General features: G+C 70.0%; 13 protein-coding genes. 5 read left to right on the top strand and 8 right to left on the bottom strand.

The genetic code is table 11. From position 1 onward, the window contains the following. The first annotated feature begins 2 nt into the window (after positions 1-2). Positions 3-707 (top strand): DUF1214 domain-containing protein, encoded by a 705-nt coding sequence (locus BMZ47_RS21810; RefSeq protein WP_091864183.1) that lies wholly within the window; start codon positions 3-5, stop codon positions 705-707. After that, positions 695-1321 carry a DUF1254 domain-containing protein gene (locus BMZ47_RS21805; RefSeq protein ID WP_091864182.1) on the top strand — a complete coding sequence of 209 codons (627 nt, stop codon included), beginning with the start codon at positions 695-697 and terminating at the stop codon, positions 1319-1321. Before BMZ47_RS21810 ends, BMZ47_RS21805 begins: the two co-directional genes overlap by 13 nt. Positions 1322-1333: 12 nt before the next feature. Here the strand turns inward: BMZ47_RS21805 and BMZ47_RS21800 are convergent, their stop codons facing one another. Further along, complete coding sequence (locus BMZ47_RS21800; RefSeq protein WP_425285077.1) at positions 1334-2179, bottom strand: hypothetical protein; 846 nt, start codon at positions 2177-2179, stop codon at positions 1334-1336. Between the two features lie 55 nt (positions 2180-2234). Then, positions 2235-2447, bottom strand: a complete 213-nt coding sequence (locus tag BMZ47_RS21795; protein ID WP_007560004.1) for a hypothetical protein — start codon at positions 2445-2447, stop codon at positions 2235-2237. A 416-nt stretch (positions 2448-2863) separates the two neighbouring features. Here BMZ47_RS21795 and BMZ47_RS21790 point away from each other — a divergent pair, with 416 nt between their 5' ends. Next, positions 2864-3157, top strand: a complete 294-nt coding sequence (locus BMZ47_RS21790) for a hypothetical protein (RefSeq protein WP_007560002.1) — start codon at positions 2864-2866, stop codon at positions 3155-3157. A 46-nt stretch (positions 3158-3203) separates the two neighbouring features. Further along, positions 3204-4160: a glutathione synthase gene (gene gshB, locus BMZ47_RS21785; protein ID WP_091864180.1), complete on the top strand. Its 957-nt coding sequence runs from the start codon at positions 3204-3206 to the stop codon at positions 4158-4160. A gap of 47 nt (positions 4161-4207) precedes the next feature. Here gshB and BMZ47_RS28190 read toward each other — a convergent pair whose 3' ends face one another. The 3 genes from BMZ47_RS28190 to BMZ47_RS21775 all read right to left on the bottom strand — a co-directional run bounded on the left by BMZ47_RS28190 (position 4208) and on the right by BMZ47_RS21775 (position 8486). Further along, positions 4208-4993, bottom strand: a complete 786-nt coding sequence (locus BMZ47_RS28190; protein ID WP_139221041.1) for a hypothetical protein — start codon at positions 4991-4993, stop codon at positions 4208-4210. A gap of 378 nt (positions 4994-5371) precedes the next feature. Continuing rightward, positions 5372-6907 carry a cation:proton antiporter gene (locus BMZ47_RS21780; RefSeq protein WP_007559998.1) on the bottom strand — a complete coding sequence of 512 codons (1536 nt, stop codon included), beginning with the start codon at positions 6905-6907 and terminating at the stop codon, positions 5372-5374. Between the two features lie 127 nt (positions 6908-7034). Continuing rightward, a complete protein-coding gene (locus BMZ47_RS21775; protein WP_091864179.1) occupies positions 7035-8486 on the bottom strand; it encodes a carbohydrate porin in 1452 nt (483 codons plus the stop codon). A 121-nt stretch (positions 8487-8607) separates the two neighbouring features. Between BMZ47_RS21775 and BMZ47_RS21770 the strand changes: the two genes are divergently transcribed. Then, on the top strand, positions 8608-10203 hold the full coding sequence (locus BMZ47_RS21770; protein WP_091864178.1) for a gamma-glutamyltransferase family protein: 1596 nt from the start codon (positions 8608-8610) through the stop codon (positions 10201-10203). 64 nt (positions 10204-10267) lie between these two features. On the opposite strand, the gene BMZ47_RS21765 is transcribed toward BMZ47_RS21770, so the two are convergent. The 3 genes from BMZ47_RS21765 to BMZ47_RS21755 all read right to left on the bottom strand — a co-directional run bounded on the left by BMZ47_RS21765 (position 10268) and on the right by BMZ47_RS21755 (position 12851). Next, a complete protein-coding gene (locus BMZ47_RS21765; protein ID WP_091864177.1) occupies positions 10268-11122 on the bottom strand; it encodes a class I SAM-dependent methyltransferase in 855 nt (284 codons plus the stop codon). Between the two features lie 13 nt (positions 11123-11135). Beyond that, a complete protein-coding gene (locus BMZ47_RS21760) occupies positions 11136-11645 on the bottom strand; it encodes an OsmC family protein (RefSeq protein WP_091864176.1) in 510 nt (169 codons plus the stop codon). Between the two features lie 72 nt (positions 11646-11717). Next, positions 11718-12851, bottom strand: a complete 1134-nt coding sequence (locus tag BMZ47_RS21755; protein WP_091864175.1) for an aminotransferase class I/II-fold pyridoxal phosphate-dependent enzyme — start codon at positions 12849-12851, stop codon at positions 11718-11720. Between the last annotated feature and the right edge of the window lie 91 nt (positions 12852-12942).

The raw sequence follows: 12942 nt of genomic DNA, 5'->3' as shown, positions 1-12942 counted from the left end.
CGATGAGGCTCGCGATTCCCGGAGGCCCCGGCCGCAGCGCCGCGGCCGGAGACGATCGACCCGCGTCGAAGGTCCGGTCCCTCGGCGGCGCCGGCCGCTTCCTCGCCCATCTCTGGCGCAAGAGCTCGGTCGCCGGCCTGGCCGTCTATGCGCTAGGGCTCGGCGGGGTGCTCGGCCTCGCCAGCGCCGACTGGGCGACCCGCGGCGGCTACCCGTTCGGCGGCGTTCAGGTCGGCGCCTGGACGGCGTGGCCCAAGGCCGGGGCGGCCAATGCCGATCCCTATACGCGGGCGGTCAACGCCCGCCGGGGCGAGATCCCCCTGGCGGTGGGTGAGGGCCTGCTGCTGACCGCTTCGGTGGACGACCAGGGCCAGGCGCTCGACGCCACCTGCAGCTACCGCGTCGGCGGCGGCACGCCCCCGGCCCGGGCCTGGACCCTCACGGTCGCCGGTCGCGGCCCGCGTGATCCCGGCCGCCCGGCCGTGCGTGAGGGCTTCACCTCGACCGAGGTGCTGCGTGGGGCCGACGGGCGGTTCTCGGTGGTGCTCGCCCCCGACGTCCAACCCGGCAACTGGCTGCCGAGCCCGCGCGACAGCGGCCCGGTGCGTCTGGCGCTGCGGCTCTACGATACCCCGGTTGCCGCCAGCGTCGGCTCGCTCGATCGGGATTCGGTGCCGGCCATCACCCGCCTGGGATGCGCCTCGTGAGCCTGCGCTTCGTCTACGCCACGCTGATCGGCCTGGTGCTCGCCGGGATCGTGCACATCGCCGCGGTGCTGGCGATCCCGGTCCTGTCCGAGAAGGATGCCGTCTCGCGCGCCCGGACCAGCGAGAATCTGGACCACCCGCAGCCGATCTACACCATCGCCACCGGTGACGAGCCCTCCCCGCCCGAGGCGTGGCTGCCGATCCCGGACCCGGCCGTGGCGGTGGGCGTCTGCGCCTACGATCTCGCCGACGGGCCGATGCGCGTCTCCGCGCGAACCGGGCCGCTGTCGCTGTCGCTCGCGGCCCATGCCCGCCGCGGCGCCTTCTACGCAGTGACCGACCAGGCCGCGGTGCGTGGCGCCCTCGACCTCGTGATCCTTACCCGCGCCCAGTACGACGAGGCGCTGGCCGACGACGACGAGAACGATCCGAGCCGCGACGTGCGCATCGTCGCGCCGGACAATCGGGGCTTCGTGGTCGTCCGGGTGATCGCGGGTCTGCCGAGCCAGCGGCCCGGTGCCAACGCCGCGGTCCAGTCCGTCTCCTGCACCACCGACACGCCGACGGACGAGCCCGCCGGCAAGGACGCCAGCGGCAAGCCTGCGGGGCGGTAACGCCGGCTCCGGTCAGTCTTTGACGACGAGCGGCGGAGCCGCGGCGACCGGCGCGATGGCGGCTTCGAGGCCGCAGCGGGCTGCGGCATCCGCCGGGAGCAGCGGCTGGAGGAGGTTGCGGCGGGCGGCGAGCATGGCGATGGCGCGCTCGGCCGAGACCGATTCCTTGGCCGGGGCCGCGGCGAAGAGGTGCTCCAGGGCGTAGCGGTAGCGGGCGAGCCGCAGGCCGCTCTCGATCCGCACCCAGGCGATCAGGCACCGGTTCTCGGCGACATGCTGCGCGGCCTGGCGGATGTCGGCATTGTCCAGGGTCTTGGCGAAGGGCAGGCTGCGCAGCCGCGCGGCATCCGCGTCGATCACCCGCGCGGCGAGCGCCGTGAAGATCGGGATCAGCCGGCCATCGGCCGTGGCGTCGTCGGCGAGCTGGCGGTAGCGGGAGACCGGCGAGCGCGATGCTTCCGCGGTCAGGGTGTCGTAATAGGCGCCGACCTCGTCGAACCGCCAGGTCGGCGTCGCGTGCGCGCTGGCCAGTCCGAGCAGCGCATCGTGGAAGGCCGAGAAGGTGCTGGCCGGCTGCACGAACCGCCAGGCGCGGTCGCGCAGGGCCTGCTCGTCGTCGGTGAGGCCGGAATCGAGGATCAGGCGGCCGCGATCCCGCGCCGAGAAGCTGCCCGTGGTGTCGATCAGCCCGTTCCAGACCCCGGTCCGGGGCCGGCCGAAATCACCGCTCTGCGTGCAGGCGGCGAGCAGCGCCAGCACCGCTCCGGCGGGCAGGAGGGCGGAGGCCCGGCGGCCGCGGTTCACGCGCCGGCCTGCATCCGGTGGGACATTCGGCCGTGGGCGGTCCGGAACAGGCATGATCAAACCGTCGGAAACGTCGCGCGGCCGGGCCGGTCGACCGTCTGGGGCGGGCTCAGGAGGCGAGGCGCTCGTAGCGCACGCCGAGGAAGAACAGGATCTCGCCGCGCTGCTCGTCGGCGCGCGGCAGGCGGCGCGTCCGGCGCGCCTCGGTACCGGGAAACGGGATCAGGAGCGCGGACGCATCCCGGGGCGCGTCGCGCATCGGGTCGTTGGCGGGCACCGGCGCATGAATCTCGCGGATCACCTGCGGTTTGAAAGGGGTCATGGTCTCCGGCTCCTGTCGGCGGCTCGAGCGGCAGCGCCCGGGCCCTGCAGAGGGGGTCGGCAAGGGCTACAGAAACCATTCAGCATGACGTGGTTAACGGAGTCTTGCCGGCCATGGGGCGTATGTGGCGCGCGATTTGCGACGCCGTTTCCGCCCATGGCGGGCGTTTCCTCCCTTTGACTGAGGCCCTGTCCGATCGCGGACGGGGCCTTCTTCTTGTCGGCTGTCTGGTGACGCCCCCGATGCGGCTCCGGTGCCACACCGGGGCGGGGCGGTGGCGCGGCGTTCCGCGCGGGGAACCCATGCGGAGCTGCGGCGCTTGCCTACCGCCCTGCGCGACCGATATGCCGGGCCCAAGCGGACGGGAGACCGCCGCATCGATTTTCCGCGCGATCGAGATTTGAGGACACCGCTGAATGCGACTCGTTCCGGAACGCACCCTGCACGCCTACCGTCGTCGTAGCCTCGCTGCGGCCGCCCTCGCCCTCGTCACGCTCGCCGCAGGACCGGCCTACGCCCAGCGCGAGGACCAGGGGCTGCAGCTCGGCTGCGCCAACGACTATTTCCGACTCTGCGCCGGCGTCGATCCGAACAGCCAGGACGCGGACAAGTGCATGATGCGCAACCGCAAGCGCCTCTCGCCCGAGTGCCGCTCGGCGATCGGCGATTACGACAAGCGCACCGGCAGCAAGTCGCTGTCCGACGATTGAGAACGCCTCCGGTCGAGACAGGCGCCGCAGGCGAAGGGCATTTTCGATGGGCTTGACCGTCGCCGTCCAGATGGACCCGATCCAGAATATCCGGATCGCCGGGGACACCACCTTCGCGCTGCTGCTCGAGGCGCAGCGGCGCGGGCACAGCCTCGTCTATTACACGCCCGACCGGCTCTCGATGCAGGGCCGGCGGGTCACCGCCCGGGTCGAGCGGCTGACGGTCCAGGACGTCGAGGGCGCGCATTTCACCCTCACGCCGCCGGAGCGGATCGACCTCGCCGAGGCGGACGTGGTGCTTATGCGCCAGGATCCGCCCTTCGACATGGCCTACATCACGGCCACCCACATGCTGCAGCGGATCCACCCGGAGACGCTGGTGGTCAACGATCCCTTCGAGGTGCGCAACGCGCCCGAGAAGCTGTTCGTGCTCGACTTCCCCGAATTGATGCCGCCGACCCTGATCAGCCGCGACAAGGCGGAGATTGAGGCGTTCCGGCTGGAGCACGGCACGGTGGCGATGAAGCCGCTGCACGGGCACGGGGGCGCGGCCGTCTTCAAGGTCACCGAGACGGACCCGAATTTCGGCTCGATGTTCGACCTGTTCGCCACCACCTTCCGGGAGGCCTGGGTGATCCAGCGCTATCTCGACCGGGTGACCGAGGGCGACAAGCGCATCATCCTCGTCGACGGCGTGGCGATGGGCGCGGTCAACCGCGTACCGGCGGCCAACGACATCCGCTCGAACATGGTCCGCGGCGGCGCCGCCTCGGCCTCCGAGCTGACCGAGCGCGAGCGCGAGATCTGCGCGACGATCGGACCGGAGCTGGCCCGGCGCGGCCTGATCCTGGTGGGGATCGACGTGATCGACGGTCACCTGACCGAGATCAACGTCACCTCCCCCACGGGCATCCGGGCGATCCAGCGGCTCGGCGGGCCCGACCTGTCCGTGTCGGTGTGGGACGCGATCGAGGCCCGGGTCGCGGCGCGCAAGGGCATATGAACTGGGTTTTTCGCACCGTCTTTATCTATGTGCGGTGACGCGTCGCGTTATGATCTCTGGGACAGATAGTCTATTCTTTTCTGTTTCAAAGTTTCTAGCGCATCGCGTAAGCGGCGTATCGTTTCGCTGAGCGGATCCTTTTCCATGGCATCGTAATCGATGATTGTTTCGGGTTTCTCCATGGGAGGAAGGGCGTCGAACTCATGCTGAGTCATTGCCGTGGATGTCTTGTCGATGCGCCCGCCAAAGAAATCCGCGATTGCATTCGCTCTAAACTGCGCAATCGATGGGCCGGAGCGAAGGCTTTTCTCTTGACCCGATAGCGAGCTAAGGAACTCCTGGATGCGTGTTCCCAACGCACCTCCTTCGGTTTGCAACACCCCTTGATTGTCGATGGTCGCAATGACCTTGCCGCCTGAGGAAACGGTTGCGAATGTCTTCAGCCGTGGATCGTTCGAAAGATCCGGTAAGATTTGTTCCGAGTGCTCTGACTTCAGTATCGACTCGTTCGCGGATATGAGGTCGTTATAAAAATTAACAAAAAACTGAAATTTGTCTTCTGGTAGCGCCCAGACATCAATGGTTTTGATGTCTTTCAAATCCCAGACAAGAACGTCCGATATTTTGCCTTGAAATTTTACCGTCGCCGGGTATGGGCGGATCTCGACTGAGTTTTGAAGGCTGCTGATTTTCTTGGCTCCGATGTCGAAAGCCCCTTTTTCGACATCGCGGCGCTCGTCCTGAATTGTCGGCTTGATTCGATCGGCCGTTCCATCAGTAGCAGGGCGGCGCATCGGCAAATTGGCCATCGATTTTGCGTCAATCGTTGTCATGGCAGTGTCTATTCCAGAATTGGAGATATAAATAGGTCGTATAAATTTGACGGCGTTGGCCAAAACTATACACATCTCGGTCTGCAATGCAACGCATCTGGCCAAATGTAATACTATTAATTACATAATTGATCGAGTATCAAGTAAAGAATGATGTAGTATCCCTACATTATGGAGGTCGTGATTCGATTCGGGAATAAGCGACCGATAAACCGATATTATCTCATCGTTTTGATGTTTGTCTCATCAGTTCAAGGGCATGGATTTTTGAAACGGTTGGCCCTCTGACGCTGCGGCCCCTCAGTGGTCTCGATCTCTCTCAGCGGCGATCTCATTGCGACTGAAGCCCGGGTCGCGGCGCGCAAGGGCGTTTGAGCGCTACGTCTCGGCTTTCGGCGTCGCGTTGAGTTCGGCCCAGTCGAACTCCTCCTCCAGCAGAAAGTAGGCGTCGTCGCCGATCCGGCCCTGGCGGCGCAGGGTCAGGACCGCGTTGCGGGCGGCCTCCACCGAGCGGCGGCGGGCCGCGTCCGAGGGCAGGCTCTCGGGGGCCAGGCCCTCCTCATGGGCCTCGGCCTCTTCGAGCGCCGAGCGGAACTCGGCGCGCAGGGAATCGATCGCCGGCTCGTCGCCGGCTTCCGACAGGCTGTCGAGGGCGGCCTTGTAGGCGGCCGCGCGCGCCCAGCCCACCTCCCGCCCGACCGGATCGTCGTCCTCGAGCTTCAGATGTGCGAGCAGCGGGCGCAGGGTCAGGCCCTGGACGATCAGCGTGCCGAGCACCGTGAAGAAGGCGGTGAACACCACGAGGTCCCGGTGCGGGAACTCCATCGGCAGAGCCAGGGCGGCGGCGACCGTGACGATGCCGCGCATCCCGGCCCAGGACAGAGCGAGCCCCGGCCCGTATTTCGCCCGTTCGCCCGCCTGACGCAGGCCGAGCCCCTTGAGGCCGGTCGTGGGCAGGACCCAGGCCAGACGCGTCACCACCACGGTGGCGAAGATCGCGGCGGCCAGGAACATGGCCTGCCAGGCATCCGCACCGGTCAGCCGGTCCTGGATCGGGTCGATCTGGATGCCGATCAGGATGAAGGCCAGGACGTTGAGCACGAACACGGCCGTGTCCCACACCGCGTAGGAGATCACCCGGGTGCGCGGCGCCGTGATTCCGGGCGCCCGCCGGGCGACCGTGACCGCGAAGGTCACGATGGTCAGCACCCCCGACATCTCCAGCTTTTCGGCGGCGAGCCAGATCCCGAAGGCGGCGACGAACTGCATCACGATCGTGCTCGCCGGGTCGGTGACCCGGCGGGTCAGGGCGACGAAGGCCAGACCGAGGGCGGGCCCGGCCACTAGGCTCGCCACCACGCCGATCAGGAAGGCGGGGGCCACCTCGGCTGGGTGGAAGCCGTCGGACATCGCGGCCGCCACCGCCAGCCGGTAGATGATCAGCGAGGCGGCATCGTTGAGCAGGCTCTCGCCGCGCAGGATCGTGGCGAGCCTATGCGGCATCGGCGCGTGTTTCAGCACCGCGAGAGCCGCCACGGCATCGGGCGGCGCGACCACGGCGCCGAGCACGATGCAGGCGGCGATCGGCATGTCGGGCACGATCAGGTGGGCCACGAACGCGACGGCGAGCGTCGTCACCGCCACCGCGCCGACGGCCAGCCCGAACACCGCGCGCCAGTTCTCCTTCATGTCCCGCACGGAGGCGTCGAAGCCGGCATCGAGCAGGACGGGGGCGAGGAACAGCGCCAGCGCCAGTTCGGGGTCGAGCCGCAGGTTCGGGACGCCGGGCACGAAGGCGAGGCCGACCCCGCCCAAGGCGAGGAACGCCGGGTACGGCGCACCCAGCCGCCGCGCCAGCGCAGCCAACAGGACGGCGCCGAACAGGACGCCGACAACCCACTCGAAGATCACCATAAGTCTGAAAGAGGGCGCGCACCGCGACCGTTCCAGAGTTAGGCCTGAGAGCCCCTCACAAAACTCCCGCCGCACCGTCGCGTGCGAAGGGAGGGGTCCCGGGAACCTGGAGTTTTGTGAGGGGCTCTCAGTACTGCACGGTCGCGCGCACGCCGAGCACCGCCGCGTTGCGCAGCCGGCGACCGTCCGGGCCGGCCACGCCGGCGCCCGGATGGAAGACGTACTGGATATCGGGCTGCACCGTGAAGCCCGGAACCACCACGGCCTGGTAGGTCGCCTCCAGGACCGTCTCGGCCCGGCGCCGCGGCATCGGGATGCCGGTATAGACAATCGTGTCGCGGTCGGCCCGCCGGGCGTCGTCGCTGATCCGGGCATGGGCGAGGCTCACCCCGACCGTGTCGTCGTCGCGGCCTTCGAACAGGCCTTTGTAGGCCAGGCCGGTATCGACATAGGCGTCGACCAGGCTCGATCGGGTCGGCGAGTAGGCGGCGCGCACGAAGAAGCCGAGGCCCTCGTCGTCCTTGCCGGATTCCCGGTACAGGGTCTGGTCGTAGATCGCGTAGAGGCCGGCATTGCCCCGCAGGGGGCGGCCGATGCCGCTGGCGTTCGGGTCGGCCAGCGGCACGCCGGTGATGTCGAAGCGCAGGCTGTCGAACCGGCCGAAATGCTGCCAGCCGCCGAGGGTGATGTCGCCGGGCAGGCCCTTGGCCTCCGGCTCGATGTTGTACGCGTAGGTCGCCTCGGCGACGATCAGGGCCGGATCGTTGGTGCGGAAATTCGTGCCGGTGCGGTTGAGCCGCTGCGCTTCCGGATCCTGGCCCGGACGGTTCGCCCCGGCCGGATCGCCGTCATAGAGCCCGACTTGGAGCGAGAAGCCGTTGCCCGGCGCGTATTTGGCCCGGATCGCGGGGGCCGAGAGCGGATAGGCCGGGCCGCCGCTCGGCAGGTCGAGCCCGGTGATCGCCGGCCAGCCGAAGGTCGAATTCACGAACAGGGTCGCGGTCTGGCTGACGAAGAATTCCGTGTCGGCGGCCTGCTGGCCGATCCGCAGGCCGAGCTGCCCGTCCATCAGGCTCTGGTCGAACCACAGGACGTAGAGGCGGCTCGACGGCAGCGCCTCGATGACGCTCGTGGTCAGAAGGTCGCCGACATAGTAGCGCGACAGGCCGGTGCCGTGGATGAAATAGGCGTTGGCGTGGATGGTCGCGCCCTCCCAGCCCGCAAGCCGGTCGAGATCGAGGTTGAGCCGCAGGTTCAGGCGATCCTCGACGATCGCGCCCTGCCGGATTCCGCCGGTCGGGTTGCCCAGCACGTCGGCGATGTAGGTCAGGCTGTACTCGATGCCGCGCGCCTTCAGCGCCGGGCGGATGCCGAGGGGATCGCCGAGCGGCCCGAGCGAGGGCTCGATCGACCGGACATAGCCGCCGGAAGCCTGGCTGGTGCTTTCCGGCTGCGAGACCGAGATGCGCGGATCGGCGCCCGCGCCCTCGTGGATGGTGCGGACATGCTGCTGGGCCGCGGCGGGTGCGGCGACGAGGGCGAGCCCGACCGTGAGCCGGGGCAGGAGCTTGAGCGACATCAAACGCTTCCGCGCGACAGGCGCCCGTCGTCCTAGCATGGGACGGCCCCCATGGAGCGCGGCACCTTGCGGCGGCCGCGCTCTTGCCTAACGCTGCGACCGGAACACCACAGGACCCCCGATGACCGAGACTCCCGTCTTCTCCGACAGCGCCGTCGCCGCCCCCCATCACCTGGCCGCCTCGGCCGGCCGGACCGTGCTGGCCCAGGGCGGCAACGCCATCGAGGCGATGGTCGCGATGGCGGCCTCGATCGCCGTGGTCTACCCGCACATGAACAGCATCGGCGGCGACGGTTTCTGGCTGGTGCGCGAGCGCGGCGGCCGGGTGCGCGGCATCGAGGCCTGCGGGCCGGCCGGGCGCCTCGCCACGATCCAGCGCTACCGCGAGAAGGGCTACGACGCGATCCCGTCCCGCGGCCCCGACGCGATGGTCACGGTGGCCGGCGCCATCGGCGGCTGGAACCTGGCGCTGGCGCTGTCCAAGGCGCTCGGCGGCCGCCTGCCGCTGGACGTGCTGCTCGCCGACGCGATCAAGCAGGCCCGCGACGGCGTCCCGGTCTCGCCGAGCGAGGAGCGCTACAAGCCGCAACCCGGCGACACCCTGCACGAGGCCCCGAACTTCGCCGCGACCTTCCTGAAGGACGGCAAGCCCTATCAAGCGGGCGAGATCCGGACGCTACCGGCGCTCGGGGCGACCCTGGAGCAACTCGCCCATGCCGGCCTCGACGATTTCTACCGGGGCGATATCGGCCACGAGATCGGCGCCGACCTGGAACGCCTCGGCGCGCCGGTGACCCGGGCCGACCTCGAAGCCTACCGGCCGGCCGAGCGCGCCCCCCTGGCCCTGCGCCGGCGCGACGCCACGCTGTTCAACTTCCCGCCCCCGACCCAGGGGTTGGCAGCGTTGATCATCCTGGGACTGTTCGACCGGCTGAATATCGCCGCCCCGGAGAGCCTCGCGCATTACCACGGGCTGATCGAGGCGACGAAGCGCGCCTTCGCGATCCGCGACCGGGTGGTCACCGATTTCGGACGCCTGCGCCACGACCCGGCCGATTTCCTGGCGCCGGCCTTCCTCGCCACGGAAGCCGCGCGGATCGACATGAAGCGCGCCGCCTCGGTGCCCCTGCGCGATTCCCCCGGCGACACGGTCTGGATGGGGGCGATCGACCGGGACGGGCTGGCCGTCTCCTACATCCAGTCGGTCTACTGGGAATACGGCTCCGGGGTGGTGCTGCCGCGGACCGGGATCGACTGGCTCAACCGCGGCGTCTCGTTCTCCCTGGACCCGAACGCCGTGAACCCGCTGGAGCCGGGCCGGCGCCCGTTCCACACCCTGATCCCGGCGCTGGCCGCCTTCGACGACGGCCGGGTGATGGCCTACGGCGCGATGGGCGGCGACGGCCAGCCGCAATTCCAGGCCCAGATCTTCTGCCGCTACGCCGATTACGGCGTCTCGGTCGCCGACGCGGTCGATGCGCCGCGGCTGCTCTACGGCCGCACTTGGGGAGCGCCGTCGCTCAGCGTGAAGGTCGAGGACCGGTTCGACCCGGCGATCCTGTCGGCTTTGGAGCGCATGGGCCACCAGATCGAGCCGGTCGGCGTGCCCTACAGCGACACGCTGGGCCATGCCGGCATGCTCGTCCGCCGCGCCCGGGACGGGCGGATCGAGGCAATGCACGACCCCCGCTCGGACGGCGGCGCGCTGGGTTTCTGAGGGTGCATCACCGTTGTCCGAAAGCCGGCAACCGGCCTTCGGGATGATGCTCCAAGGACGCCGCTCAGCCCGCCTGGACCAGCCAGCAGGCGGCGCGCAGGCGCACGGTGCCGCCCTCCGCATGCGGCGTCAGGGCCGCGGTGACGGCGGCCTCGGCCTGGGCGCGCAAATCGGGCTCGGCCTCGCGGACGAGATGCGCGGTCGGCCCGAGATTGAGCGCCACATGCGCCGCGGCCTGCGCCGCCTCGGCATCGGTGGCGCCCCGGCCGAGCACCACGTCGCGGTCGACCGCATCGCAGGCCACGGTCCCGAAGCCGGCGCCGCGCAGCAGGGCGACCAGCGGATCGGCCGCGGCGAAGCGGAACGGCCCGGGCGTGTCCGGCTGCGGGGGCGGCGGGATCTCCGGCAGGAGCGGCAGCACCGCCTCGCGGGGCACGGTCACCCAGAGGTTTTCGGGGAGCGCCCGCCAGCACAGGAAGGTCAGCCGGCCCCCGGGGTGCAGCATCCGCCGGATATTGGCGAAGGCCCGGGCCGAGTCCGGAAAGAACATCACCCCGAACCGCGACAGGGCCTGCCCGTAGGCGCCGAGATCCGCGCGCTCGACATCCGCTTCGACGAACCGGATCGGCGCCGCACCGGTCTCCGCCTCGGCGCGGCTTCGGGCCACCGCCAGCAGCGGCGCCGAGATGTCCGCCCCGGTCACGGCGCCCTCGGGCCCGACCCGGCGGGCGGCCTCGAGACTCGTGGCGCCCGAGCCGCAGCCGATATCGAGCACGGACTCGCCGCTGCGCAGAGCGGCGCGGGCGAACAGGGCCTCGGTCAGCGGCGCGAACACCGCATCGAGCACCGCCTGGTTGCGGGCCCAGCGCGCGCCGACCTCGCCATTCCAGTACTCGGCCTGGGTGATGCCGCCGGCCATCGCCGTCCTCCCCTCAGGCCGTCGTGGCCGCGACCGACAATTCGGGCTTGTGGTTCAGGGTCTGGAAGACGACGCAGTAGCGCTCGGTGAGCTTCAGCAATTGCGCGAGTTTGTCCTCCGGCGCGTCGGTGTCCAAAGTGAAGAACAGCCGAATGCTGCGGAAGCCCACCGGCGCTTCCTTATCGACGCCGAGCGTTCCGCGAAAGTCGAGGTCGCCCTCGGCGCTCACCGTGCCGGAGCGCAGCGGGATCTCCAGCGCGGTCGCCACCGCCTTGAGGGTGACGCCCGCGCAGGCGACCAGGGCTTCGAGCAGCATGTCGCCGGAGCAGAGTTCCAGCCCGGACCCGCCTGTGGCCGGGTGCAGCCCGGCTTCCGCGATGGCGCGGCCGGTCTCCACCTTGCAGGCGATCTTGGTGTCGTCGAGCGTACCCCGGGCCTTCAGGGTGATGACCGCCGCATCCGGCGTGGCGCGGTACTGATCCTTGATCGGAGCCTGGAGGGCTCGCAAAGCGGTGGCGTCCATGGGGCGTCGTCCTCTCGGTGTCCCGGGCTCCTCTTGGGCGGGAGCGTCCCGGATGACGTATAGGGGGGCCGCTCAGGGACGGGAAGCGCGGCCCGTCAGCGCCGCCACCGCGTCGGCGAGGGCGTCGACCTGCGCCTCCGCGTGGGCCGCCGAGAACGCCACCCGCAGCCGCGCGGTCCCGGCCGGCACGGTCGGCGGCCGGATCGCCACCACGAGGAAGCCGTCGGCCTCGAGCGCCGCGGAGATGTCGAGGGCCGCCTGCGCGTCGCCGACCAGAACCGGCACCACGGCGCTCTCGGCCTCGGGCAGGCCCAGGCGGGCGGTGAAGCGCCGGGCGAGCGCCAGCGGCCGGGCCCGGCGCGCCGGCTCCGCCTCCAGGATCACCACGGCTTCGAGCGCCGCCGCCGCCGAGGCCGGGGGCAGGCCGGTGGTGTAGACGAAGCTCCGGGCGCGGCTGGTCATCAGGTCGATCACCGGCCGCGACGCGCAGAGATAGCCGCCATAGGAGCCGAGCGCCTTCGACAGGGTGCCCATCTCCAGCGGTGCCCGCGGCCCGTCCTCGACCACGCCGATCCCGTGGGCGTCGTCGACCAGCGTCCAGGCGTCGAAATCCTCGGCGACGCCCAGGAGATCCCCGAGCGGGGCCCGGTCGCCGTCCATGCTGAACACCCGCTCGGTCAGGACCAGGGCGCGGGCGTGGTGCGGGCGGTGCTCCGCCAGCTTTGCCGAGAGGTCGGCCGGATCGTTGTGGCGGAAGGTCAGGACCTTGGCCCCGGACAGCCGCGCCCCGGCCCACATGCAGGCATGGGACAGCTCATCCAGCACCACGAGGTCGCCGCGCCCGGCCAGCGCCGGGGTGATGCCGAGATTGGCGAGATAGCCGCTGCCGAACACCAGGGCGGCCTCGGCGCCCTTGTGCTGCGCCAGCCGCGCCTCCAGCGCCCCGAGCACCGGATGGTCGCCGGTGACCAGCCGCGACCCGCCCGCCCCCGCGCCATAGGTCGCGACCGCCTCCTGAGCGGCGGCGATGACCCGCGGGTGATGCGACAGGCCGAGGTAGTCGTTGCACGAGAACGACACGAGCGCCCTGCCCCGCCGCGCCGCCGCGGCTCCGGTGCCCCGCTCGGTCGGCGTGAGCCGCCGCCGCAGGCTGCCGGCCTCCAAGGCGTCGAGTTTGGTGCGGGCGAAGGTGTCGAGGCTGTCCATCGGGTGGGTGATGGGGCCGCGGGGGTGGTGGATGTCAAGGTGGCGGCCAGTACCGAGCGGTCTTGATCCCTCTAGGGGCGGTCGGGCTGAC

Origin of the sequence: Methylobacterium brachiatum, assembly GCF_900113845.1 — a bacterium.
Lineage (GTDB): Bacteria > Pseudomonadota > Alphaproteobacteria > Rhizobiales > Beijerinckiaceae > Methylobacterium > Methylobacterium brachiatum.
This window is presented reverse-complemented; position numbering and strand designations above follow the sequence as displayed.